Origin of the sequence: Streptomyces sp. NPDC086549 (assembly GCF_044746205.1) — a bacterium.
Classification (GTDB): Bacteria; Actinomycetota; Actinomycetes; order Streptomycetales; family Streptomycetaceae; genus Streptomyces.
The window spans coordinates 19,739-45,197 of the sequence record NZ_JBIVBS010000002.1 but is presented as its reverse complement, the minus strand read 5'-3'; the positions used below and the strand labels follow the sequence as shown (position 1 = coordinate 45,197).

17 protein-coding genes and 2 pseudogenes are annotated in these 25,459 nt (G+C 68.5%); 13 read left to right on the top strand and 6 right to left on the bottom strand.

Translation table 11 applies throughout. The annotated features are described in order from the left end of the window. The first annotated feature begins 158 nt into the window (after positions 1 to 158). The 6 genes from ACIPSA_RS06845 to ACIPSA_RS06820 all read left to right on the top strand — a co-directional run bounded on the left by ACIPSA_RS06845 (position 159) and on the right by ACIPSA_RS06820 (position 5,490). Positions 159 to 1,130 (top strand): tetratricopeptide repeat protein, encoded by a 972-nt coding sequence (locus ACIPSA_RS06845; RefSeq protein ID WP_402629642.1) that lies wholly within the window; start codon positions 159 to 161, stop codon positions 1,128 to 1,130. A 660-nt stretch (positions 1,131 to 1,790) separates the two neighbouring features. Further along, positions 1,791 to 2,441, top strand: a complete 651-nt coding sequence (locus tag ACIPSA_RS06840) for a DUF6230 family protein (RefSeq protein WP_402629639.1) — start codon at positions 1,791 to 1,793, stop codon at positions 2,439 to 2,441. Positions 2,442 to 2,559: 118 nt separating this feature from the next. Next, the gene (locus tag ACIPSA_RS06835; RefSeq protein ID WP_402629637.1) at positions 2,560 to 3,135 is read left to right on the top strand and encodes a DUF6114 domain-containing protein; all 576 of its coding nucleotides are present in this window, start codon (positions 2,560 to 2,562) and stop codon (positions 3,133 to 3,135) included. Continuing rightward, positions 3,125 to 4,450 (top strand): hypothetical protein, encoded by a 1,326-nt coding sequence (locus tag ACIPSA_RS06830; RefSeq protein WP_402629635.1) that lies wholly within the window; start codon positions 3,125 to 3,127, stop codon positions 4,448 to 4,450. Before ACIPSA_RS06835 ends, ACIPSA_RS06830 begins: the two co-directional genes overlap by 11 nt. A gap of 203 nt (positions 4,451 to 4,653) precedes the next feature. Next, the gene (locus ACIPSA_RS06825; protein WP_402629633.1) at positions 4,654 to 5,157 is read left to right on the top strand and encodes an AAA family ATPase; all 504 of its coding nucleotides are present in this window, start codon (positions 4,654 to 4,656) and stop codon (positions 5,155 to 5,157) included. A gap of 195 nt (positions 5,158 to 5,352) precedes the next feature. Continuing rightward, positions 5,353 to 5,490: a hypothetical protein gene (locus tag ACIPSA_RS06820; protein ID WP_402629631.1), complete on the top strand. Its 138-nt coding sequence runs from the start codon at positions 5,353 to 5,355 to the stop codon at positions 5,488 to 5,490. Between the two features lie 217 nt (positions 5,491 to 5,707). Here ACIPSA_RS06820 and ACIPSA_RS06815 read toward each other — a convergent pair. Next, a pseudogene (locus ACIPSA_RS06815) lies at positions 5,708 to 6,394 on the bottom strand (helix-turn-helix domain-containing protein); the annotation flags it as partial. A 126-nt stretch (positions 6,395 to 6,520) separates the two neighbouring features. Between ACIPSA_RS06815 and ACIPSA_RS06810 the strand changes: the two are divergent. Beyond that, on the top strand, positions 6,521 to 6,751 hold the full coding sequence (locus ACIPSA_RS06810; protein ID WP_402629628.1) for a hypothetical protein: 231 nt from the start codon (positions 6,521 to 6,523) through the stop codon (positions 6,749 to 6,751). Next, entirely contained in the window at positions 6,751 to 7,167 is a 417-nt protein-coding gene (locus ACIPSA_RS06805; protein WP_402629625.1) for an ATP-binding protein, read from the top strand. The genes ACIPSA_RS06810 and ACIPSA_RS06805 overlap by 1 nt, the downstream gene beginning before the upstream one ends. Here ACIPSA_RS06805 and ACIPSA_RS06800 read toward each other — a convergent pair. Next, positions 7,118 to 7,555, bottom strand: coding sequence for a glutaredoxin domain-containing protein (locus ACIPSA_RS06800; RefSeq protein ID WP_402631648.1), 438 nt, complete (start codon positions 7,553 to 7,555; stop codon positions 7,118 to 7,120). The two genes, ACIPSA_RS06805 and ACIPSA_RS06800, sit on opposite strands and share 50 nt — an antisense overlap. Positions 7,556 to 8,205: 650 nt before the next feature. On the opposite strand from ACIPSA_RS06800, the gene ACIPSA_RS06795 reads away from it, so the two are divergent. The 4 genes and pseudogenes from ACIPSA_RS06795 to ACIPSA_RS06780 all read left to right on the top strand — a co-directional run bounded on the left by ACIPSA_RS06795 (position 8,206) and on the right by ACIPSA_RS06780 (position 17,896). Beyond that, positions 8,206 to 12,585 (top strand): RICIN domain-containing protein, encoded by a 4,380-nt coding sequence (locus tag ACIPSA_RS06795; protein ID WP_402629622.1) that lies wholly within the window; start codon positions 8,206 to 8,208, stop codon positions 12,583 to 12,585. A 316-nt stretch (positions 12,586 to 12,901) separates the two neighbouring features. Continuing rightward, on the top strand, positions 12,902 to 13,201 hold the full coding sequence (locus tag ACIPSA_RS06790; protein ID WP_402629620.1) for a hypothetical protein: 300 nt from the start codon (positions 12,902 to 12,904) through the stop codon (positions 13,199 to 13,201). A gap of 354 nt (positions 13,202 to 13,555) precedes the next feature. Next, positions 13,556 to 16,438, top strand: a pseudogene (locus ACIPSA_RS06785) (polymorphic toxin-type HINT domain-containing protein); the annotation flags it as partial. 120 nt (positions 16,439 to 16,558) lie between these two features. After that, positions 16,559 to 17,896, top strand: coding sequence for a hypothetical protein (locus ACIPSA_RS06780; protein WP_402629617.1), 1,338 nt, complete (start codon positions 16,559 to 16,561; stop codon positions 17,894 to 17,896). 552 nt (positions 17,897 to 18,448) lie between these two features. On the opposite strand, the gene pyk is transcribed toward ACIPSA_RS06780, so the two are convergent. The 3 genes from pyk to pta form a co-directional block, all read right to left on the bottom strand. Continuing rightward, positions 18,449 to 19,876 (bottom strand): pyruvate kinase, encoded by a 1,428-nt coding sequence (gene pyk, locus ACIPSA_RS06775; protein ID WP_402629614.1) that lies wholly within the window; start codon positions 19,874 to 19,876, stop codon positions 18,449 to 18,451. 120 nt (positions 19,877 to 19,996) lie between these two features. Then, positions 19,997 to 21,229 (bottom strand): acetate kinase, encoded by a 1,233-nt coding sequence (locus ACIPSA_RS06770; RefSeq protein WP_402631645.1) that lies wholly within the window; start codon positions 21,227 to 21,229, stop codon positions 19,997 to 19,999. A gap of 38 nt (positions 21,230 to 21,267) precedes the next feature. Beyond that, positions 21,268 to 23,412: a phosphate acetyltransferase gene (pta, locus tag ACIPSA_RS06765; protein ID WP_402629611.1), complete on the bottom strand. Its 2,145-nt coding sequence runs from the start codon at positions 23,410 to 23,412 to the stop codon at positions 21,268 to 21,270. Between the two features lie 199 nt (positions 23,413 to 23,611). Between pta and ACIPSA_RS06760 the strand changes: the two genes are divergently transcribed. Beyond that, positions 23,612 to 24,637 carry an ATP-dependent 6-phosphofructokinase gene (locus tag ACIPSA_RS06760; RefSeq protein ID WP_402629608.1) on the top strand — a complete coding sequence of 342 codons (1,026 nt, stop codon included), beginning with the start codon at positions 23,612 to 23,614 and terminating at the stop codon, positions 24,635 to 24,637. A gap of 67 nt (positions 24,638 to 24,704) precedes the next feature. On the opposite strand, the gene ACIPSA_RS06755 is transcribed toward ACIPSA_RS06760, so the two are convergent. Continuing rightward, positions 24,705 to 25,418, bottom strand: a complete 714-nt coding sequence (locus tag ACIPSA_RS06755; RefSeq protein ID WP_402629605.1) for a helix-turn-helix domain-containing protein — start codon at positions 25,416 to 25,418, stop codon at positions 24,705 to 24,707. Between the last annotated feature and the right edge of the window lie 41 nt (positions 25,419 to 25,459).

Genomic DNA, 25,459 nt, shown 5'->3' with positions numbered 1-25,459 from the left:
GGGAGCCCCGGAGGGTATTACGCTACGAGTCGTAGCGAAAGCCTGCGCGGGACGTGCGCGGGTGACGCACACGCACGACGACCACGTGGCGTGGGGTGGGGACCCGGCGCCCTCGGATCGTTTTTCACTCACGCGCGGGAACGGGGGAGGATAGACGCATGCAGCCACGGAACATGTCCATGAGCGGCGTCGTCGACCTCGCCGCGGTGAAGGCGGCCCAGGAGGCCAAGACCAAGGCCGAGCAGACGCGCGCCCAAGCGGCCCGCCAGGGTGGGGCGGGGGCCGTCTCCCCGGCCGATCTCGTCATCGACGTCGACGAGGCCACCTTCGAACTCGATGTCCTGCAGCGCTCCGCCGAGGTGCCCGTCGTCATCGACTTCTGGGCCGAGTGGTGTCAGCCCTGCAAGCAGTTGAGCCCCGTCCTGGAGCGGCTCGCGGTCGAGTACAACGGGCGCTTTCTGCTTGCCAAGATCGACGTCGACGCCAACCAGATGCTGATGCAGCAGTTCGGGGTGCAGGGAATCCCGGCTGTCTTCGCCGTCGTCGCGGGGCAGGCCCTGCCGCTCTTCCAGGGGGCCGCCGGCGAGCAGCAGATCCGGGAGACCCTCGACCAGCTGGTGCAGGTCGCCGAGCAGCGCTTCGGCCTGACCGGCCTGATCGTCGATCCCGATGCCGAGCCGGGCGGGCGTACGGCCCCCGAGGTGCCGGCCGGGCCGTACGACGCGCTCCTCGAAGCCGCCGTGGAGGCCCTGGACGCCGGTGATCTGGGCGGGGCGATCCAGGCGTACAAGAACGTACTGAGCGACGACCCGGGCAACAGCGAGGCCAAACTGGGTCTGGCGCAGGCCGAGTTGCTCCAACGGGTGCAGGGTCTGGACCCGAAGCAGGTACGCAAGGACGCGGCCGAGAAGCTGGCGGACGCGCAGGCGCAGATCGCCGCCGCCGACCTGGATCTGGTCGGCGGGCATGTGGAGGACGCCTTCGGCCGGCTCATCGAGACCGTGTCGCGTACGGCGGGTGACGACCGGGATGCCGTACGTCGTCGCCTTCTGGACCTCTTCGAGCTGGTCGGGGCCGAGGACCCACGGGTGATCGGGGCGCGCCGGGCGCTGGCCCGCGCGCTGTTCTGACAGGGGGCCTCGACCAGGGTGGCGGGCCGGTTCTGACCAGTTGCTAAACGCCACGCAATGTGATGCCCAAGTGAAAGATTTGCCCACGGGGCGTCAGAGCGGCCGCGCTTTACCAAATCTTGGTAATCGCGGCCGCTGTTACTCGGAGTACATTCTGGGCTCTGATCTGTCTGGTTCTGTCCAAGAATCAATAGTTTTGTTCCGCCCCTGAAAGCCACCGAGCGTCGCGTTCCGAGACCGGCGGGTCGTTGTTCGGTTATCCGGCCGTTACTAGCCAGTAACGAACCCCCTTGTGTCGGCGGCGAGAATGCACCACGATCGGCCACGCTCGGTCCATTCCCCCACCCCGACAGCCGGTCGGGCGCACGGGTTCATCTGGGTCCCCACCGAGCAGAGCCGGCGGCAGTGGCGCCGGCTCTTGGACAGGGGGGTCTTCGCCATCAAGGCGAAGCCTGTCCAGCAGGGTTGTGCGTGATGCGTGTCAGGCGCGACCAGTGGTTGTCGCTCGGGGGTGATCGCCGGTGATTCGGGCGCGGTTCGCGCCACCGAGTGCGGGCGCTCCCCTTCCGAGGACGTAGCACTTCTCCCATCCCTGCCCGGCTGGGCCGCCGTCTGGAGGCTAGTCAGGGCCAGGAGATGTACGTCCGAGAAGGAGGAAATATGGAGTCCCAGGTGCGTGGCGGGACCAGATGGAAGCGGTTCGCTGTGGTCATGGTGCCCAGCGTCGCCGCCACGGCGTGTATAGGTGTCGCCCTCGCGCAGGGCGCTCTGGCCGCGTCGTTCAGCGTTTCGGGTCAGTCGTTCAAGGTGACGGCGCAGGAGCTCCACGGTGAGGGCTTCGCGCAGTACGGGGCGATCGACCAGGGCTACACCCTGTCCGGCGGCAAGACGGCTCACGCCGTCGCGGTCTCGGCCTTCCAGTCGGCCAGGATCCAGAAGATGTGCCAGTCGGTCGTCACCTCGGTCCCGGTCCTCGGCGACTTCACGCTGCGGCTGGAGGCGGGTGACAGTACCGACGAGGCCAAGCAGGTCCACGCGGACAAGCTGTACATCGACGTCGACACCCTCGACGCCGACGCCACCTTCTCCAACATCGACATCGGTGTGGCCGCCAAGGACGCCAGCAAGGGTCCGGGCATGAAGGGCAACGGTGAGCAGGCCAACCCGTTCGGCTTCGCCCAGCAGGCGGACTCGGCGGTGCTGACCAACGTGAAGCAGACGGCGTGGGCGACCACCGCCGGAACCTTCAAGCTCAGCGGTCTGCACATGGCCCTTAAGAAGGGCAGCGGCGACGGAATCGAGTGCTACTAGTCACTCGCTGACGGGCGGGGGAGCCGACGGCGCCCCCGCCCGCTCCACCCTCGGGCCGCGCCTCCACGCGCGGCACACATCACCACCACAGCAACGCCGTACCAGGGAGCTGTTTTCCATGAGCGCCGAGACTCCTGCCGTCGTAGCCGGCCAGTTCACCCGCCGGAGGCTGCAGTTCCGCGCCTGGCGGGGCACTCGTCCGTTCTGGGCCGGTCTGTTCGTCCTGCTCAGCGGATTTCCGGTCATCTACTTCCCGTACTTCAACCTCCAGGTCGGGCATCTGACGCTGGCGATGTCGACCACGGCCGGGGCCGGCTCCCTGATCATCGGCGTTCTGCTCGTCGTACTGGGCATCAGCCTCTGGTTCCAGCAGCACGTGCGCACCTTCGCGGGTGTCGCCGCGATCCTGCTGGGGCTGGTGTCCCTCCCCGTCGCCAACTTCGGCGGCTTCCTCATGGGCTTCCTGCTCGCCCTCGTCGGTGGAGCGATGGCCGTGGCGTGGGTGCCGGGTGTGCCCCCGCAGCCGGAGCCGGCGCAGGGGGTCGTCCCGGGTGAGGGCGGCGCGCCCGAGGCTGTCCGCGAGCCGGCGCCCGAGGTCGCGCTCGTCAAGGACACGGACGGCGTGAGCGAGTCGAACGACCTGTCAGGAACGAGCCCGGTGAACGGGGCGAACGGGAGGCAAAGTGCCGGCTGACGAGGTGACCCACGGGACTGATGTGGACGAGTCCCGTGTGAGAACCGGGCCGCGCCATGCGGCACCCAAGAAGCCGCTGTTCACCAGGTTCCAGATGCCGGCAGGCAAGGCGATAGCCACGGTGGCGATGCCGACCGCGGTCCTCATGGGCATGGGGTTCACGTCCAGCCTGGCCCTCGCCGACAACAACTCGACGCCGTCCTCCTCGAAGAGCCTGACGGCCGACGAGTACAAGGACTGCGTCAAGGCCCTGGACGAGTCCTCGGCCACGCCGTCGCCCTCCGCCTCGGAGAGCGCGAGCCCGAGCCCGAGCACGTCCGCGGACGAGGCCACGCCGACCCCCACGGCGTCCACCACCGCGCAGGACTCGTCGTCCGGCAAGACCTCCTCGTCGGATTCGGGTTCCGGCGACAAGGCCACGCCCACGCCGTCCGCCACGTCCTCGTCGGGCTCGTCGGACACGTCGTCCTCCGGTGGCGGCGACACGGCCACCGCGACTCCGTCGGCGTCCGCGAGCAGTGGGAACCTGCTCGACACGATCGGTGACGCGATCAAGGACGTCTTGACCGGCGGCAGCGACGACTCGACCGCCACCGCGAGCGCGAGCCCCACGCCGTCGGCCTCCGAGTCCACGTCGTCGTCTTCTTCGTCCTCGTCGTCTTCGTCGAGCGACAGCAAGACGTCCGGGAGCAGCGCCACCGACACCGTCAAGGACACGGTCGACACGGCCACCAAGGCGGCCGAGAGCACCGCGAAGGACGCCACGGACACGGCGACCACGGCGGCCGGGACGGCCACCGCCACGCCGAGCCCGTCGGCGAGCTCCACTACGGCCGCGGACGACTGCCCGGCCTCCACCGACGACGAGAGCGGCGTCGACAACAAGACGCTGGTGGCGGACGACCCCTGGTACCTGAGCGCGAGTTCGCTGACGCTGAAGGGCGCCGACTACAAGGGCGTCGTCGAGGTGAAGACGGCCAACGGCACCAAGAAGAAGGTGCTGAAGTTCGTCATCTCCGGCGGCACCAAGATCGGTGACCTGCACCAGACGGTGAAGGACAAGCAGTCGGGCAAGACCTACCACGTGCAGGCGGCCCCCGACTCGGAGTCCACGATCACCGGCGGTACGACGGTGATGTACACCGAGAGCATCTCCGGCAACCTGCTCGGCCTGATCCCCTTGACGTTCACCCCGGACAGCCCGCCACCGCTCAACCTCCCCGAGATCTACATGACCAAGGTGAAGGTGACGCAGGCCGGCCAGTTCGGCGGAAACCTGCACATACCAGGGATGCACGTGTACACGACCGACTGAACAACCACCCGAAGCCCGTTCGGGAGCCGCAACACCGTGGCCCGGCCCTCCATCTGTGAGGGCCGGGCCACGGCCATGGGTCTACATGGGCTAGTGCTCTGACCACATAGGTTCGCCGGGTCTGGAGGCCGCGGCATGTCCGCTGCCACTCGGCGGCCTTGTAGCCACGGAGGAGAGCGTGCTTTCGGGTCTAACCTGGCTGCGTGACGCAGCGATTGAGCACGGTGGTGCTGATGTGCGGTCTTCCGGGAGCGGGCAAGACCACCTATGCGATGGAGCTGGTGCGACGCGGTTTCGCTCGGCTGTCGATCGACGAGGTGGTCTGGCAACGACTCGGGCAACGCGACGCCGGCCTGGTACTGGGGGCTAAGGCGTTTGACCAGCTCAAGGAAGAGGTCCGCCGCCAGCAGCGGCAGGAACTGGTCGAACTGATGCTGGCCGGGCGCGACGTGGTGGTGGACTACAGCTTCTGGAGTCGCGCCGCCCGCGACGACTACAAGGCGCTGATTGAAAGCCACGGTTGCCGCTGGGAACTGGTCCATCTCAAGGCCGATCGGACGACACTGGAACGTCGCCTCGAAGTGCGGAACAGCGAGGAAGGCGCCAACTCCATCACCGTGGATGACACGCTGTTCAGCCGTTACCTGGCCAACTTCGAGGAACCGAACGGAGAGGGCGAGCAGGTCGTCATGCAGTCCTCGACTTGAGGATCTGAAGCCCTTCGGTCGAGAGGGGTCGCCCGCCCCAGCGGATGCCCCTCTCACTGCGGATGCGAGCGCGCTCCTTCCTCTGCGCGGCGAGGACGTCAGGATGTCGGGCGTGCGGGGCCGCCCGGGCCGCCGGGTCCGGCTGCCCGGCCACCCGCTGAGCCGCCGCTGACCGCCGCGCCCACCATGTTCCTCGTGCGCGCGGGCGTGTTCGCGGAGGAGCCGTTCCACATCCGGCTGGGCTTCTACCGGGAGAACTTCGACACCCTGGCGCACGCCGTTGTCGACGCGATCGGCAACCTAGACACCGCGATGTCCAAGAACGTCTGGTAGTTGGAAGGGAGGACAGTTGATCATCTTCTCTTTCGAGCCCCGCGCGGATGACGTCTCCTGGTCGTCGGACTGGCGGCCGGAGAATTCAGACCTGAACTCCTCGGACTTCTGCCTGAAGTACTTCAAGGCAGATCTGCGGCTCGTCGTCCACGGCGTGGACCTCAGTGTGCGCCTGCTGGGAAGCCTGTGGTCGATATCGCGCTCATGTTGGACTACGCACGAGGGGCGGGGCGTCCGGGAAGGTCATGAGCAGGGCATTGCCGAGCATGAACGGATGCGGGCTGCACTTCCGCAAAATGATCTGCGTAACGATGCGCCGGCGTTCGACCAACTCCACAACTCGCGCAAGCTGTTCGGCCATCTCGGGCGGGGGCAGGATCGCGTCGGTGAGCAGCAACTCGTGCAGGATCACCCAGTACGACGGGGTGTGGTGATCCTTCTCGAAAAGCGCGGCGCGCGCCATCCGTGCGCTGACCTTCTGCTCCACCTCATCATCGAGCGACAGGGGGTGCGTGGCCCGCACGACGGCCCGCGCGTACTCCGGTGTCTGGAGTAACCCCGGAAACACGGTGGGACTCCACTCCTCGATGGACCTGGCGTGCTTCTCCGCTTCCAGCACTTTCTCGAAGTACTCGGCGTGCCCAGCCCTCCGCGCCCGCCGCACGTCGTCACAGTGCCGCTCGAAGTAACCGTCGGTGCCCAGCACCTGATCCACGTGCCGAGCCAGATCGATGGGCATGCGCCGCTTGCCGTGCTCGATGTCGCTGAGGTGTGACTTGCCGTAGAAGCTGCCCTCGACCAGCTTCTCCAACGACAGACCCGCCACCTCCCTCTTCCACCGCAACTCCTTGCCGTAGAAGTCGGGGACGCTCATCGAACCGTCGATGTCCTTGCGTCGGACCACGCGCTCACCGCCGAAACTCACCGTCCCGTTTCCACGGTTCACGTCGCGGACGCGAACCGTCTTCCACGCTAGCGAGTCCGGCGACATTCTGTGAGCGATTCGTCACGCAGTGCACAGAAGGCTGAAATGCCCCATGCCCGACCACCCCTCCCCTACCGCCTGCACGTCACCCTCTGCGTCGAGGGCCTCCGCTCCGCCCTCGCCCTGCACGGCATCACGCTGCCCTCACTCCGCGTGGACCTGCCGGGCTTCGCGGGTACGTACGCACCGCCCGCCGGACTCGTCACGCTCGGGAACTGCAATACGGCCACGGCACGCGCTCTCGCCGCAGTGCTCAGGAAGTCGGCGGCCGGGTGATGACGCCGCTGGAATTCCGTCTGCTCGCCACGCCCAAGGCCGCACCGAAGCTGCGCTCCCAGCTCCGCGACCACGACTTCGACGTCCGCCTGTGTGCGACGGAGTTGCTGACCAACGTGATCGACCACCTCGGCGAGGGCACCCCGGTGACCGTCCGCGTCACCGGCACGGACCTCGGCCTCACCCGTATCGAGGTCACCGATCCGGACCCACGCACGCTGCCCACCCTCCTGCCCGCCTCCGAAACGGCCGAGTCCGGCCGCGGCCTGACACTGGTCGACGTACTCGCCCGGCGTTGGGGCGTGGACCAGGGAGCGGACCGCAAGACGGTCTGGTGCGAGCTGGCCGAACCCGGGCAGCAGTCGGTCACGCGGAACGAGAAAGCTGTTCGCGCACCCATGCGGGATCGGGATTGACGTGAGACCGGCCGGCCACGACGACGGTCGGCACGGTCTCGTTGTCGTCGTTGGCCGCCCTCACCGCCGCGGCTCCGGCCGGGTCACGCCAGATGTTGACCCAGTGCAACTGGCGGGCGCGACGGCCCAGCCGAATGCGCAGGCGCAGACAGTACGCACAGCCCGGCCGCCAGAAGACGACCGGTCGGCCATCGGCCGCACTACGGCGTTCCGCCTCCAGCGCACCGATCGACCGAGGGAAGACAAGAGGCGAGTTCAGGCCTCCGAGCAGCGCAAAGATCAGGAGAAGAACTGCGGCTGTGCCGGTACTCCCCCTGAAGACCAGCCCAGCCGCAACGACTGAGCCACAGAGGACGAACAGCATCGGCAGGATCCAAGCCCGGGTCACGAAGACGAAGGCTACCGCCCGGCCGGAGACAGCCGTCACGCCCGGCGGCGCGGCACGTCGGGATCGGAAATCAGCCATCCCTGATCGACTGCCACAGCCCGCCGACCGTCCGCACGCACAAGAAACGCACAAGAAAAACATGAATGCCTCGCAACAGGCCGGACATTGTGCAGCCTCGCGGCGGACCGACCACCCGGAGGATTCACGCCACCGTGCCGCCCGCTCAAAGGTGAACTCCTGTGCGAAATGGGTCACGCCTGCGTAGTGTGTCGCGCGCGCATGGCGGAGCCTGACCACTTCGCCCACGCGCGTCAGTCAGCGACCGGGGGAACGCCGTCGCTCACGGGGGAGGTTGCATCGCCATGCCGTCGTACCGGCCGTCCGTACGCGTCAACCCCACCGGGCGTCCGGGCTTCTGAGCCCTCAGGACACCGAACCCCCACCGCTGCTGTCCGGCCGTCCATCCGGCCCACACCACCGTCATCGAAGAGGGGGATACGGTTTTGCGTTCCAGACCACCAGGATCTTTCATACCAAGACCCGGACGTTCAGGGCTGGTTGCAAGGGTCCTGCTTCTCCTGACCGCAGTTGCGGTCATCGCCGGCCTTGCTGTCCGGCCCGACCTCGCGGGCCTCACCGACCGGGACGATATGAGCCTGGTCGGGAATTCCTACGACGGCTACGACACCAAGGCGGCTGAACAGCTGCGCGGGGATCAGTGCGTGGCCGCTGATGCCCTGCGCAAGGGCGGGCCCAACTTGTTCGCCCTGGCGCAGAACTCCATCGGACTGCCGCCCGATCAGCTCCACCAAAAACTCGACCGGGACCTCTCCAACAACAACACCCCCCTGCACCAGGCGTTCTACGCGGACGACACCAACAGCGACCAGTGGGTGAAGAAGGTCGGTGACCAGGGACAGGCCTGGTCCAGCACGGTCAGCGGCCTGGACTCCTACCCTGGCGCACCGCAGGGAGCGAACAAGATCTTCGACCAGGTCGGGCTGCTTCCGTGGCTGTACCAGTCGTACTTCAAGTCGGTCGACCTCTTCTCCCCGTTCTACGAGACATCGCCCACCGCTGACGACGGCACGAAGGCTGCCGCGCTCGCGATCGGCGACCAGCTGTACACCACCGGGGGGACTCCGGAGGAGCAGCAGGCGTGGGCGCTGTGGAAGAAGAACTCCGGCAAGATCGAACCCAATCAGTTGTTCGTTCCCCGGGTGTTCGCCGATGACGCCCGTGTCTTCCTGTCCTCGGGCGGATTCCCGCGCACGGCCCCGGCTCCGGACAGCCCGGAGTTCCGTATCGCGGTCGAGGACTTGAAGACCCGCTTCGCCGCATGTGCGTGGCACGACCCGATCGACCCGGACCGGGTTCTCGGCAAGGAAGTGGCCCAGGCATCCACCGAATGGCAGCAGGAGATCGCTTCCCAGGCCACGCAGCGGCAGCAGATCCTGACGGCCAACGTCAGCGCCACGAAGGCGTTGCAGGACGGCACGTTCGCCCTGGGCAAGGTCCTGGGCCAGTCGTGGATCGCGGACTACTCCACCCGCTGGCTGGACCACTACACCGAGGGCGGCCTCAACTGGATCGGCGACGCTCCGTTGGAGATCCAGGTGCCGGGCGCTACCGGCAAGTGCCTGGAGGCCCAGGGAGCCGGCAAGACCAACGGCACCCCGGTCCAGATCTACACGTGCAACGGCTCCGAGGCGCAGAAGTGGCAGTTGTGGGGGGTCTACGACGGCCACTACACCCTGCTCAACGTCAACGCGCAGAAGTGTCTGGAGGTGCTGAACGGCGCCAACGCCAACGGCACAAAGATCCAGATTCGGGACTGCGGCAGCAGTAAGGCGCAGCAGTGGACGTTCAACGTGCGCGCCGCGGGCGAGCTGCGCAACATCGCCACGGACAAGTGTCTGGACCTGGCCGCGTTCGACAACGGCAAGGACGCCCTGCTCAATACGTGCAACGGCTCCACCGCGCAGAAGATCCGCATCGTCCCCAAGGGCCACACCGGCACCGCGCCGGCGAAGGCCGACGTGGACAAGGCCAAGGCGAACGTCACGAACGCGCAGTCGGAGGCGAAGAAGCAGCTCGCCGTCGTCAAGGCGCAGCTCGCCACGGCGCAGAAGGCCGCGACCACCTCGGACACGGCGCTCCAGGCCGCCTACGGCATCGCCGACACCAACGGCGCGCCCCGCGGCCGGGGTCTGCTGGTCGGTCAGCAGAAGGACCAGGTGACCAAGGGGTCGGTCGCCGCGCTGACGGCGACGGAGAAGGCCGCCGAGACCGCCGAGGCCGCCACCCGCGCTTCCGCCGGCGACAGCCAGACCATCACGCAGCGTGCCCTGGCCCAAGCCGCCCAGTCCAACGCGGAGTTCCGCAAGGAGGCAGCCGCCCGGGCGGAATGGCAGGCGAAGGCAGCCGCCGACGCCGCGAAGATCCACCGGGACAACGCCAAGAAGGACAAGGAGATAGCGGAGGCCAAGCTCACCGACGCGCTGAAGGCGGAGGGCGACGCGAAGGCGGCTGCCGCCGACGCGCACGCCAAGCGGCTCGCGGCCGAGGCCGAGGAGAAGACGGCCAAGGCGGAGAAGGAGACGGCCGCGGCCAAGCAGGCCGAAGCCGCCGAGCACCGCAAGAACGCCGAATCCGAGGCGACGAAGGCGAAGGACGCCAAGGACAAGGCCGAGACGGCGGAGAAGACCGCCGAGAGCAAGCGCGACGACGCGGTCACGGCCAAGGACCACGCCAAGGCCATGCGGGACGATGCCTGGGACGCCAAGCAGAAGGCGGACGCGGCCCGCGCCAAGGCCGACGCCGAGGATGCCTACGCCGACTCCCTCGACTCCGGTGACGCCGCCGACGCCGCCCGCGCCGCCGCCAACGACGCCGACAAGGCAGCCGACGACGCCGAAGCCGCCGCCACGAAGGCACGCTCCGAAGCCGACGCGGCCACCCAGGCAGCCGCCGACGCCGATGCGGCAGCGACCCGCGCGGAAGCCGCGGCCAAGCGGGCCCGCTCCGACGCGGACGCCGCCCAGGCCGACAAGCTGAAGGCCGACGCGGCGGTGAAGACCGCGACCAGCGCCGTCGCCGACGCCATCAAGGCCTCCCAGGACGCCTCCGCCGAGGCCAAGACCGCGGTCAAGCTCGCCGACGAGGCCGAACAGCACGCCAAGGACTCCAAGGCGCAGGCCGACGCGGCGAACGCGGAGGCCGGCAAGGCACTGGCGGCCGCGGCGAAGGCAGCCGGGTTCGCCCACGTCACCGCCCAGGCCGCCGTGGACGCCGGCAAGGCGGCCGAGCAGGTCGCCGCCCCCGCCAATGACGCCGTCCAGCTCGGCTCCCCCTACGTCGACACCGACTCGGTGGCCGGCCTGGTCGTGCTGACCGGACAGGCGTCGAAGTCCATCGCCGACCAGCAGCAGGCCGTCGCCGACGCCCACGCCAAGAACGCCGCCGCCGAGGCACAAGCCGCCAAGAACCTCGCCGACCAGGCCAAGGGCGACGCCAAGGAGGCCTACCAGCACGCGGCCAACGCCGCCCAGTACGCCGCCGACGCCCGCACCTACTCCAAGGAAGCCCTCGGCTACGCAGCGGACGCAGCCAAGGCCGCCTCAGCCGCCGCCGCCTCCCTGGCCCGCACCGTCGACTACGACCAGCAGGCCAGCGAGGACGCCGCAGCCGCCGACAAGGCCGCCGGCAACGCCGAGGGCTACGCCAAGGACGCCCGCGACTCCGCCGACGCCGCCGAACTCGACGCCGAAGCCGCCCGCTCCGCCGCCGCCCAGGCCGAACAGGACGCCAAGGACGCCCGCGCCGCCGCTGACCGCGCCGACGCAGCCGCGACCGAGGCGGAACAGGCGGCGAAGGACGCCGACAAGTACGCCAAGGAAGCCCAGGACGCCGCCGACAGGGCGGAAAAGGCGGAGGCCAACAAGGGACGCTCCGAGGGGTCCGGTACGGGCATTCCCGGTGTGTTCGCCGTTCCGGACGAGTCCACCGTCGAGATCGTCAGCTCCAAGCAGATCGGCACGTGCCCGGGGATGCCGGAGGCGGCCTTCCAAGGCTGCAACGCGATGTACGACCTGGTCGTCACCTACGAGGCCGACTTCTACCTGTGCACCGACGACCAGGCCCAGGCCACGGCGGACGGGTGCCCGAAGGCGGCGTGGGAGTTCCTTCAGCGGGCGACTCTGAAGAACATCAAGATCGACGGCTGGACGCACAAGTTCTCCGGCAAGGACATCGTCCGCGCCGGATGGCAGAGCCTCTTCGGTGATGTGGCCGGATCGATCCTGTTCTCCTTCTTCGCCGAAGACCTGATGGACTGCTGGCACGGCAGCAAAACCGCCTGCGCCTGGAGCCTCGTCACGTACGTTCCGGTCGAAAGCCTGCTCGCCCCGATCGCGCGCGCCGTCAAAGCACTCGACGCCGCCGCAAGGACAGGCATCGGGTTCGAAGACGCCTTCAAGGCACTACGCAGCCTGGAGGGTCTGTCACCGCTGGCAAAGGAAGGAATCGGCGCCAAGGTCCTCCGACAGCTGTACGAGACGTGCACGAAGCGCAGCAGGGCAGCATTCGCACTCTCTGCAGGCAGCGCGTGCGAGGGCATGATTCCGTACGCCGGTTCGGAATTGGCTGTTGTTGCCTACAAGTTCCGGATAGCCAGCGGACTCAGGTACAAGTTCGGACGGAACGTCGCGGTCGCAAGGGTTCCGGGATGGGCCAAGGCCACCGGCGCGAAGGACGACTTTGTCGTCTTTGCGAATATCCCCGAGGGGCTTCACTCCGAGCAATTGATCGTAAAAAAGCTGGAAGAAAAGGGATTCAGCAAGAGCCAGATCGCGGAACTCTACAGCGAACGCAGCCCTTGCAAGGAAATCTGCTCTCCTCTCGTGGAAGGCATCCCGGTAACCTACTCAACTCCAGACGGACCTGGCGCATACTATATGCTCCAGTACATGCTCGACACGTTCGAGCGTGGAAAGTTCGCTCGCTCCACACAACTGAGCCTGTCTGAGTGACGCAGAAGGGGGGCCACCGGAAAGCCTAAACGCCGGCGGGCCCCCTTATGTGTATATATGCATCACGGTTGGCCATGGAACTAAGCTCCTGGCCAACCGTAGGCACTGCGGCTTCCGACGTCCGTGACATCAGATATGACCTCACACCAGGAGATGCTTAGTGACGTACATAGACCCCGAGACTCGAGCCAAAGCTGAGGCCCACGGTCATCTGTATGCTTCGGAGGAAGTCATCGCTGCTGGGTACGAACTGGCAGACCGGGTCTGCCGAGAACTCCACCGAGCCGGTCTTCCCGCGCATGTCCAGCGTCCGGAGGTGCCGAGTCAGCCCGGCGTCGGGGTGGAGGTCAACGACAGCCACGGGGAATACGCCGGCGGCCTCTACGTACGCTGGAGCGCTCCAGAACTGGCGGAGGCCGCTGCGCGGTCAGTGGCAGAACGGCAGGACCCGGCGGCGCCGGAGTGGAAGCGCTACGCCGAGGTCATTGTCCTCATGCAGACGGCATTGATCGGGATCCTGCGGCTGGCCGGCTTCTCCGCCGTACGAGCCGAGGAGGTCGACGACATCGCCAAGGGTGATGTGTACGTCTACGCCGATACGCCCTCGTCTTCGTGAACACCCTCATGATCCAGGACATGCTCGCTGACCCCGAATTGGCCGCCTACCGGGTTGTGCTCAAGCGCGCGAAGGGCCATTAGTATTCCAGCCGTAGATCGTGATCTTGCTGGTCAGGGCTGGCGCGGAGATGGCTGCGGCCACCGTTGATCATCGTGAGTTGTGTGGACAAACGAAGATCAGGCGGTGGCCGCAGGGCACAGCGTAGTGCCTGCCCGGTGGCGGGCAATGTTCGACCAACTGATGGGCCGCGTGGCGGGCCGGTTCGCTCGGGTCGAACCCCGACGTCGCGCAACGGCGTTGGTGCTTGGGCTGCTGTCGGACCTGCCGCGGAAGAACTGCTGGACCCTGAACGCCGCGGCCAAGCAGGCCGAGGCCGCCGAGCACCGCAAGAACGCCGAGTCTGAGGCCACCAAGGCCAGCGACGCCAAGTCCCGGGCCGAGACGGCGGAGAAGACCGCTGAGGACCGGCGCGACGACGCGGTCAAGGCCAAGGATCACGCCAAGGCCATGCGCGACGACGCTTGGGACGCGCGGCAGGAAGCCAACGCCAAACGGGCGAAGGCCGACGCCAAGGAGGCTTACGCCGACAAGCTCAGCTCCGGTTCCGCAGCCGAGGACGCCCGCGCGGCGGCGAACGAGGCGGACAGCGCCGCCGACGACGCCGAAGCCGCCGCCGACAGATCCCGCTCCGAGGCCGACGCCGCCACCCAGGCGGCAGCCGACGCCGATGCGGCAGCGACCCGCGCGGAAGCCGCGGCCAAGCGGGCCCGCTCCGACGCGGACGCCGCCCAGGCCGACAAGCTGAAGGCGGACGCGGCCGTCAGGACGGCCACCAGCGCCGCCGCGGACGCCATCAAGGCGTCCCAGGACGCCTCAGCCGAGGCCAAGTCGGCCGTCAAGCTCGCCGACGAGGCCGAGCAGCACGCCAAGGATGCAAAGTCCCAGGCGAACGCGGCGAACGCGGAGGCTGGCAAGGCACTGGCGGCCGCGGCGAAGGCGGCCGGGTTCGCCCACGTCACCGCCCAGGCCGCCGTGGACGCCGGGGAAGCGGCCAAGCAGGTCGCCAACCCGGCCAACGACGCCATCCAACTCGGCTCGGCCTACGTCGACACCGACTCCGCCGCCGGCCTGGTGGTCCTGACCGGGCAGGCGTCGAAGTCCATCGCCGACCAGCAGCAGGCCGTCGCCGACGCGCACGCCAAGAACGCCGCCGCCGAGGCCCAGGCCGCCAAGAACCTCGCCGACCAGGCCAAGGGCGACGCCAAGGAGGCCTACCAGCACGCGGCCAACGCCGCCCAGTACGCGGCCGACGCCCGCACCTACTCCAAGGAAGCCCTCGGCTACGCCGCCGACGCCGCCAATGCCGCCTCAGCGGCGCAGGCCTCCCTGGCCCGCACCATCGAGTACGACAAGCAGGCCACCGAGGACGCCGCAGCCGCCGACAAGGCAGCCGGCAACGCCGAGGGCTATGCCAAGGACGCCCGCGACTCCGCCGACGCAGCCGAACTCGACGCCGCAGCCGCCCGCTCCGCAGCCGCCCAGGCCGAACAGGACGCCAAGGACGCCCGCGCGGCCGCCACCCGCGCCGACACGGCAGCGACCGAAGCCGAACAAGCCGCCAAGGACGCTGACAAGTACGCCACGGAAGCCCAGGAAGCGGCCGACCGGGCCGAGAAGGCGGCCAAGGCCAAGCAGATCGACGACGGAACCATCACCGACGAGCGCGGCTCCATCGGGAACGTCTTCTACGTCGTCGATCACATCGAGAAGATCGGCGATCCGGAGGTCGTCAGCAAGTCGGGCGGCTGCGACCACTGGTGGGACCACCTCGCCTACCGGGGCAACTGCACGATCACCTCAAAGATCCGGTACAAGGCCGTTCTCAGCCTGTACCTGTGCGCCGCCGAGGGCATCGACCCGCAGAAGCTCATGTGCCCGACCGAAGCCACGACGTATCTGGGCGAGGTCAAGACCGACGAACTGTCCCAGGAGGTCACGCACACCATCACGATCGCCGAGTGGCAGGACGGCGTCGATCCCATCGACATCCTCTTCGGCAGCTGGATCAAGTGCGCCCAGAAGTTCACCTCCGGCTTCGAGAGCGGAAGCTGGGGCGGCTGCGCCTGGGCGTCCCTGGACGTCGCGAGCCTGTTCGCGGGCAAGATCATCCGGCCCATTGCGGAAGCGCTGCGCGCTGTGGACGCCGCGTTCGTCACCGGCATCGGCGTCCGGGACGCGTTCAAGGCGCTCAAGGCCATCGACGGCATAGACGCGGCGGCGGTCGCCGCGATCGAGAGGGAGGTCGAACTCTACGAGGAGGTCGCGACCTCGTGCTCCCGGAACAGCTTCCCGGGCGGTACCCAGGTGCTGATGGCCGACGGGACACGCAGGCCGATCGAGGACGTCGGCGTCGGAGACCTGGTGCTGGCCACCGACCCTGCCTCCGGCAAGGCACGGCCGGAACCGGTCACCGATACCTTCCGGCATGACACGAACCATCTGGTCGACATCACCCTGGCCGGCGACGGCACGCTGACGAGCACGATCGGACACCGTGTCTACGTGGCCGGCCGTGGCTGGGTCCGCGTCTCCGAGCTGCGCGTCGGGGAACAACTGCGAGCAGCCGACGGCTCCCTGCAGACCGTGACCGCTCTGCACGACCGGGTCGGCGTGGCCTCCCAACGGGTCTATGACCTGACCGTCGAGGACCTGCACACGTTCTACGTGCACTCCGAGGGGCGGCACGCGGCGGACCTGCTGGTCCACAACTGCGTGAACCTGCAGGACGAGAAGGACTACCCGGAAACGGGTGCGCACACCCTCGAGAAGCACGTCGAGCGCTCCCCCGCAGGGGCTGTCGAGGACGCCCAGAAGAACCTGGAAATGGGCCTGGCCCCGATCAGCACGCTGTGGACCAGCGCCGACATCGCTCAGCAGGCCGTCGACCGGGTCCTCTCCCAGTACTTCTTCCCCAACGGCAAGAAGAATGCCGCCAGGCAAGCGGCGCTGGACAACTTCCTGGCCAAGCGGGGAAAGTGGAAAGAGGTGACCGAGTTCCCGATCCCCGGCAAGTGGGACATGTACGAATCACTGGGCACCGTATACAAGGCGAGTGGTCCCCCGGAGGCCGCGGGGAACGAGGTACGAGTGGTCCTGAAGAGGTTTCCGGGTAAGAAGGGCCATGGGGGCTTCATCGTGTACGACGCGTATCCGTTGCCCAAGCAACCCAAGTAACGGAGCCCGACGGGCACTGAGACACACGGCGTGAACGGCTGACATCCACCGCGGGTGGGTCCGTCCTGGCAACGGGACGGACCCACCCGTCGACGTCTTTCGAAGGCAGGGCAACTCACCATGGCGAGACAGCGTGAGCAGTACGGCATTCTCTACGAGGGCGACTTCGGCCTCAGCGCGCTCGCCGGAAAACTGCTGTCCGTGACGGACCGCGGCCCCGGCGAGGCACAGTCGCTGGGCCTCGCGTGCGAGGTCGCCGCTGTCGCCGAGGGCGAGGGCGCGGTCGAGCTGGGCGTCGACGTGCGCTGTCTCCTGGACTCCCCGTTGCCGGACGACATCATCCGCACAGCGTGGCTCGCTGCCACGCACGGGCGCTTCGATCCGGCGGAGTGCGAGTCGGGCGTCCGAGGCTGGCTGCGCCGGCTCGCCGAGCGCTGGCCGGAACCCGAGCGCAAGCGGGCCCCCGGGCAGTGGGGCGTCCGACCGAGCATCGACGAGGAGGAACTCCGCACGGCCGTCGTCGCGGAGATCCGCGCATCGGCGGGGCCACTCGGCCAGCGCGTTGCCCAGAGCGACCACGTCACACTGCCGTCCGGCGCGGTCGCCGCATCGCTGGAGGCTGTCACCCGACAAGGCGACGGTGACCTCGGACTCCGGCTCTTCCTGCGCGTGTTGAAGGTGTACGGCGTACCGGTCGGCAAGGAACAGTTCGACCGTCTCATGGCCTTGGACACCGCCCTCGGCTTTCCCGGACCGCTGGTGTACGACGGCCTCAACGTGATGTGGCCCCCCATCGACCCGTTGCGCCGCGAGGCCGCGGGCGATTTCGGTCTCTCAGCGCTCTCGTCGTGGTTCGAGCGGGCCTGGCAGGAGGACACCGCACGCGAACGTGTCCGGCGAGCCGCGGCCGCCGACGACAGCGCCCAGACCCCGGGATCGGCGGCGGCACTGCTGCTCGCGGACACACACCGCCTGCTCGACTCCTCGTTGCCCAGCGAGACGATCGAGGTGCTGTGGCTCTCCGCCACGGGCCGGGGCTACAACATCGACCGGATCGGAATCGACGCGAGGGACTGGCTCCGGCTGATCGAGGACGTGTGCGAAGAGCATCTGAGGCAGGTCGCCCCCCGGTACCGCCGTGCCGCCTCGCCTCCCCGGACCGATCTGCGGGACGCCGTGCTGCGGGTGGTGCGAGAGGCGACACCGCTCCTGGCGGATGTGAGCATCAGCCCGCACTGGGAGCCGATTCCCGGTACGAGCGCGCTGGCCGCCGTCGAGGAGGTCGTCACCGATGTGGACGCCGACCTGGGCTTCCGGCTGTTGCTGCGGTTGCTCCATGTGGCCTCCCCTACTCTCACCGAGGAGCAGTACGGCCACTTCCAGGCACTCGGGAGGCGGTTCGGCTACGGCGAGGACCACGTCACCGAGGCACTGGAACAGCTTCACGTCACTCCCTGAGGGAGCAGACGACGCATGTACCCCGTGAGCGGCCCGGCTACCCGGGCCGTAACTCCACGAGACGCACCCCACCCCGCCCCCTGAACCAACCAGGACGGGTGGGCAGAGAGCGGAGCCAGCACAGGCCCCGGGCCAAGGGGCGAGGCCCCACGGACTGCGGGGGCGCAGCCCCAGCAGAGGATCCGAGAGCGAAGCCCCCACTGGGGCGCAAGGGCAAAGCCCCACAGCGGTCCCGAGGCACAGCCCTGGCGGGGTCGAAGGGGTGAAGCCCTTAAGGGCAGAAGTCCAGCGCCCAGATGGAGGCGAAGGCTCTCGACCCGAGGACCACGAGGGGTGTGGCCACCCGTTGGTTCAGTGCCGACATCGCCCAGGATGCTGTCAACAAGGCCATTACCCAGTGGCTCGAGCACAGCCCGAAGCACCTGCAGGAGCTCAGCAAGTGGGAGGGCGAGCAGGCACAGAGGATGGGGCACAAGCTACGAAGAGAAACTGAGGGCGCCCACTGATCACAGGAGGCGCCCTCAGCGTCGTACAAGACCCTTCAGTGGGCCGTCACTTGCCGTCGCCGCCGACGTGGTGGACGCGGACCATGTTGGTCGTGCCGGGGACGCCGGGGGGCGAGCCGGCGGTGATGATCACCGTGTCGCCCGGGGTGAAGCGGTTGAGCTTGGCCAGCTCCTGGTCGACCATGTCGACCATCTCGTCCGTGGTGTTCACGAACGGCACGACGTGGGACTCCACACCCCAGCTGAGCGACAGCTGGTTGCGGGTGCCCTCGTCCGTGGTGAAGGCCAGGATCGGCTGGGCCGCGCGGTAGCGGCACAGCCGGCGGGCGGTGTCGCCGGACTTGGTGAAGGCGATCAGGCCCTTGCCGCCCAGGAAGTCCGCGATCTCACAGGCGGCACGGGCGACCGAACCACCCTGCGTACGCGGCTTCTTGCCCGGCACGAGCGGCTGCAGGCCCTTGCTGAGCAGCTCCTCCTCGGCCGCCTGCACGATCTTCGACATCGTCTTGACGGTCTCGACCGGGTACGCGCCCACGCTCGACTCGGCCGACAGCATGACCGCGTCGGCGCCGTCCAGGATCGCGTTGGCCACGTCGGAGGCCTCGGCGCGGGTCGGGCGGGAGTTGGTGATCATCGACTCCATCATCTGGGTCGCCACGATCACCGGCTTGGCGTTGCGCCGGCACAGCTCGATCAGGCGCTTCTGCACCATGGGGACCTTCTCGAGCGGGTACTCGACGGCCAGGTCGCCGCGCGCGACCATCACGCCGTCGAACGCCATCACGACGTCCTCCATGTTCTCCACCGCCTGAGGCTTCTCCACCTTGGCGATGACCGGGACGCGGCGGCCCTCCTCGTCCATGACCCGGTGGACGTCGTTCACGTCCTTGGCGTCGCGGACGAAGGACAGGGCGACCATGTCGCAGCCCATGCGCAGCGCGAACCTCAGGTCCTCGATGTCTTTCTCGCTCAGCGCGGGCACGTTCACGGCCGTGCCGGGCAGGTTGATGCCCTTGTGGTCGGAGACGACACCGCCCTCGATGACGATCGACCGCACCCGCGGGCCCTCGACGTCCAGCACCTTCAGCTCGACGTTGCCGTCGTTGATCAGGATCTGGTCGCCGCGCGAGACGTCGCCCGGCAGCCCCTTGTACGTCGTACCGCAGACGTGCTTGTCGCCCGGCACGTCCTCGGTCGTGATGACGAACTCGTCACCGCGTTCGAGCTCGACCGGACCCTCGGCGAAGGTCTCCAGACGGATCTTCGGGCCCTGCAGGTCGGCCAGGACACCGATGGCACGGCCGGTCTCCTTGGCGGCGGCCCGGACGCGGTCGTACCGCGCCTGGTGCTCGGCCTGCGTGCCGTGGCTGAAATTGAACCGGGCCACGTTCATGCCGGCCTCGATCATGGAGACGAGCATCTCGTGGGAGTCGACCGCGGGGCCGAGAGTACAGACGATTTTCGAACGGCGCATGGGGCGATCCTATCGGTTTGTTTCGCTCCGGAATATTCCGTCTGGCGGAAGATACAAATGGGCGGCCGTGCGCTCAGTCGTGTTACCGCCGTGTAATTGCTCAGCTGTTCGCCTAAATGCTCAGCTGTTCACTCGGCTGTTCTTTCCGACAAGTGCGTAGGTCTGCGTGGCGATCTCCAGTTCCTCGTCGGTGGGCACCACGGCGACGGCCACCCTCGCGTGCTCGGGCGAGATGAGCCGCGGCCCGTCGCCGCGTACGGCGTTCAGCTCGCTGTCCACCACCAGGCCCAGCTCCTCCAGGCCCGACAGGGCAGCCTCTCGCACAGGACTCGCGTTTTCCCCGACTCCCGCTGTGAAGGCGACCGCGTCCACCCGGCCGAGCACCGCGTAATAGGCGCCGATGTACTTCTTCAAGCGGTGAATGTAGATGTCGAAGGCCAACTGTGCCTCTTCGTCACCCTCGTCGATGCGGCGGCGGATCTCCCGCATGTCGTTGTCACCGCACAGGCCGAACAGACCGCTTCCCTTGTTGAGAAGAGTGTCGATCTCGTCCATGGACATTCCGCCAACACGCTGCAAATGGAAGATGACGGCGGGATCCAGGTCGCCGGAGCGCGTCCCCATCACGAGCCCCTCCAGCGGAGTGAGCCCCATCGAGGTGTCCACGCACCGGCCGCCCCGCACCGCCGAGGCGGACGCCCCGTTGCCCAGGTGCAGCACGATGACGTTCACCTCCGAGGGTGCCTTGCCGAGCAGCTGGGCGGTCGCCCGGGAGACGTACGCGTGCGACGTCCCGTGGAACCCGTAGCGCCGGACCCGGTGCCGGTCGGCGATCTTGACGTCGATCGCGTAGCGCGACGCGGACTCCGGCATCGTCGTGTGGAACGCCGTGTCGAAGACGGCGACCTGGGGCAGGTCGGGGCGCAGCGCCTGCGCGGTGCGGATGCCGGTGAGGTTCGCCGGGTTGTGCAGCGGCGCGATGGGGATCAGCCGCTCGATCTCGGTGAGCACGGCGTCGTCGACGAGGGTGGGCTCGGTGAAGAACATGCCGCCGTGCACCACGCGGTGCCCGATCGCGGCCAGCTCCGGCGAGTCCAGGCCGAGACCGTCCTTGACCAGCTCCTCGCCGGCGGCCTTCAGGGCGGCGTCGTGGTCGGCGATCGGCCCGTTCAGCTCGTGGGTACGGCCCGAGACGAGGCAGGTGTGCTTCAGCCGGGAGGTCTGCTCGCCGATGCGCTCGACGAGGCCCGTCGCCAGCCGGGTGCTGTCGCGCATGTCCAGCAGCTGGTACTTCAAGGACGAGGAGCCGGAGTTGAGGACGAGGACGCGAGAAGCAAGGGGGGCCGAGCGCAGCTCGTCGGACAGGGCGGTGGTGGGCGACGGGTGGGATGTCACTGGGCGGTTGCCTTCTCGCTCGGGTTCTGGGCCTGGATGGCCGTGATGGCGACGGTGTTGACGATGTCCTGGACGAGGGCACCCCGGGACAGGTCGTTGACCGGCTTGCGCAGACCCTGCAGGACCGGGCCGACGGCGATGGCGCCGGCCGAGCGCTGCACGGCCTTGTACGTGTTGTTGCCGGTGTTGAGGTCGGGGAAGATCAGCACACTGGCCTGCCCGGCCACCTCGGAGCCCGGCAGCTTGGTGGCCGCGACCGACGGCTCCACGGCCGCGTCGTACTGGATCGGTCCCTCGATCTTCAAATCGGGCCGCCGTGAGCGCGCCAGCTCGGTCGCCTCGCGCACCTTGTCGACGTCGGCGCCCGAGCCGGAGGTGCCGGTGGAGTACGACAGCATCGCGATCCGCGGCTCCACACCGAACTGCTGGGCGGTGGCGGCGGACTGGATGGCGATGTCGGCCAGCTGCTCGGCGTTCGGGTCCGGGTTGACCGCGCAGTCGCCGTAGACCAGCACCTTGTCGGCGAGGCACATGAAGAACACGGACGACACGATCGAGGAGCCCGGCTCTGCCCTCCCGTCGCCCACCACCGCCCTGCCTGACGCGCTTCGCGCGGCCCCCTTTGCTCTTATGATCTCGAAGGCGGGCCGGATGGTGGCGGCCGTGGAGTGCACGGACCCGGAGACCATGCCGTCCGCCAGCCCCTCCTGGACCATCAGGGTGCCGAAGTAGTTCACGTCCGAGACGACGTCGTACGCCAGCTCCACCGTCACGCCCCTGTGGGCCCGCAGCTGGGCGTACCTCTCGGCGAAGGAGTCGCGCAGCTCGGAGGTGGCCGGGTCGATCAGCTGGGCGTCGCCGAGGTCGATGCCCAGGTCGGCGGCCGTCTTGCGGATCCGGTCGACCGGACCGAGCAGGGTCAGGTCGCACACACCCCGGCGCAGCAGCACCTCGGCGGCGTGCAGCACGCGCTCCTCGGTGCCCTCCGGGAGGACGACACGGCGCTTGTCGGAGCGGGCCTGTTCGAGCAGCTTGTGCTCGAACATCATCGGGGTGACCCGGTCGCTGCTCGGCGCGGAGACCCGCTTGAGGAGGTCGCCGGTGTCGACGTACCGCTCGAACAGACCGAGCGCGGTCTCCGCCTTGCGCGGGGTGGCCGCGCTCAGCTTGCCCTCCAGGGAGAACAGCTGCTCGGCGGTGGGGAAGCTGGTGCCGGGCACGGATATGACCGGGGTGCCCGGGGCGAGCCGGCCGGCGAGGGTGAGGACCTCGTCGGTGGGCCGTTCGTTCAGGGTGAGCAGCACGCCGGCTATCGGCGGGGTGCCGGCGCTGTGCGCGGCGAGCGAGCCGATGACCAGATCGGCGCGGTCGCCCGGGGTCACCACCAGGCAGCCCGGGGTCAGGGCGGTCAGGAAGTTCGGCAGCATGGCACCGCCGAAGACGAAGCCGAGCGCGTCCCGGGCCAGCCCCGAGTCGTCCCCGAGCAGCACCTTGCCGCCCAGAGTCTGGGTGATCTGGGCGACCGTCGGCGCGGACAGCGCGGGCTCGTCGGGCAGCACGTAACAGGGGACCGGCAGCCGGTTGTCGAGGCGCCCGGCGATCTCGTCGCGGTCCTCGCGGGCCACCCGGTTGGCGACCATGGCGATGACGTCGCAGCCCAGGCTCTCGTACGCCCGGTACGCGTTGGCCGTCTCGGCGAGCACGGATCCGGCGGTCTGCTTGCGGCCGCCCACGACCGGGATCACGGACGCGCCGAACTCGTTGGCGAGCCGGGCGTTGAGGGACAGCTCGTCGGGGAGCTGGGTGTCGGCGAAGTCGGTGCCGAGGACCAGGACGACGTCGTACTCCCGGGCGACCAGATGGAACCGGTCGACGAGGATGGACAGCAGTTCGTCCGTCCCCTGTTCGGCCTGCAGTGCGGACGCCTCGTGGTAGTCCATGCCGTACACGGTCGCCGGGTCCTGGGTGAGCCGGTAGCGGGCACGCAGTAGCTCGAACAGGCGATCGGGGCTGTGGTGGACGAGTGGGCGGAACACGCCCACCCGGTCGACCTGCCGGGTCAGGAGCTCCATGACTCCCAGCTCGACGACCTGGCGGCCGTCGCCGCGGTCGATCCCGGTCACGTACACGCTGCGCGTCACGCGTGCTCTCCGTTCCGTCCATGTCCGACAAGGGGTCGGCCGTGCACAAAAATCGCCCACCAAGGTGAGCAGAACCCTCTTGACAGTACCCCTGGGCGCGGATAAGGCGCCCGTCAGGTCGGGGGCAGCACGCACCTCCCGGACATGAAACAATCGGACTTGCTCACCGGTATCAACATCGACCAGGAGACACAGCACGATGCGCATCGGAGTTCTCACCGCAGGCGGCGACTGCCCCGGCCTGAACGCAGTGATCCGGTCGGTCGTGCACCGGGCCGTGACGCAGTACGGCGACGAGGTCATCGGCTTCGAGGACGGTTACCGCGGGCTGCTCGACGGCCACTACCGCACCCTCGACCTGGACGCGGTCAGCGGCATCCTGGCCCGCGGCGGCACCATCCTCGGCTCCTCCCGTCTGCAGCGCGACCGGCTGCGCGAGGCCTGCGAGAAGGCCACCGACATGGCCGCCGAGTTCGGCATCGACGTGCTGATCCCGATCGGCGGCGAGGGCACCCTGACCGCGGCCCGGATGCTCTCCGACGCCGGACTGCCGGTCGTGGGCGTGCCGAAGACGATCGACAACGACATCTCCTCCACGGACCGCACCTTCGGCTTCGACACGGCGGTCGGCGTGGCCACGGAGGCCATGGACCGCCTGAAGACGACCGCCGAGTCCCACCAGCGGGTGATGGTCGTCGAGGTCATGGGCCGTCACGCGGGCTGGATCGCCCTGGAGTCCGGCATGGCCGGCGGCGCCCACGGCATCTGCCTGCCCGAGCGCCCCTTCGACCCCGCCGACCTGGTCAAGATGGTCGAGGAGCGCTTCGCCCGCGGCAAGAAGTTCGCCGTCGTCTGCGTCGCCGAGGGCGCCCACCCCGCCGAGGGCACCATGGACTACAGCAAGGGCGAGATCGACCAGTTCGGTCACGAGCGCTTCCAGGGCATCGGTACGGCCCTGGCGTACGAGCTGGAGAGGCGGCTCGGCAAGGAGGCCAAGCCCGTCATCCTCGGCCACATCCAGCGAGGCGGCACCCCGACCGCGTACGACCGCGTCCTGGCCACCCGCTTCGGCTGGCACGCGGTGGAGGCCGCGCACCGGGGCGAGTTCGGCAGGATGACCGCGCTGCGCGGCACCGACGTCGTGATGGTGCCGCTCGCGGAGGCGGTGACCGAGCTGAAGACGGTCCCGAAGGACCGGATGGACGAGACGGAGTCCGTCTTCTAGGCCTTCTAGGCCTTCTAAGCCTTCTAAGCCTTCCAGGCCGTTCCGGACCCTTCCAGGCCTTGTGGCTTCAGGCCGTACTGGCCTCCACCCGCGACCAGAAGTGCTCCACGATCCGGTCGAGGAAGTCCCGGCCGTCGCCGCTCGAGTTCTCCGCGGCACTGGTGCCGCCCCAACTCGGCGTGGCCGCCATCTGCCCCTGGTAGTCCCGGTGCAACTCCTGGAGGGTGCCTTCCAGGAGCCGCCGGTTCAGCGGCACCATGCGGCTCACCGGCCGCACATAGGCCTGCCAGCGCGTGGTGACCGCACCGCGCAGCAGTTCGGCCAGCTTCCCGTTGCGGCCGGTGGCGGTGACGAAGTCGGGCAGGTTCAGTTCCAGCAGGTCCGCGAGGGCGGCGGACTGCCGCTCGGTGCCGCGCCACTCGTCGTTCTCCTCCATCCGCAGATAGGCGAGAAGTTCGAGCCCGACGGTGAGGGCGACGTCCTCCGGCGCGAGGCCGCGGGCGACGCGGTGCTCCCGCAGGGTCCGCGGCCTGCCGACGAGTTCGCCCGGCGAACACCACAACACCCGGGCGAGCGCGGTGAGTTCGGGACTGCTGGGGGCGGCGGTCCCGCGCTCCCAGGCGATGACGAGATCAGCGGTGACGTACGGCAGCCCGTACGAGACGCGCATGCCGTGGGCGACGTGCTCGGGTCCCATGCCGAGAGCGGCACGGAGTCCGCGGGCGGCGGGGGCGTTGAACGGAGGGCCTGGCTGGTTCGGTAAGGCTCGGGGTCGGCGCACGGGCACAAGCTAGGGCCGCGGGGCTGGACTGACTACGGTCT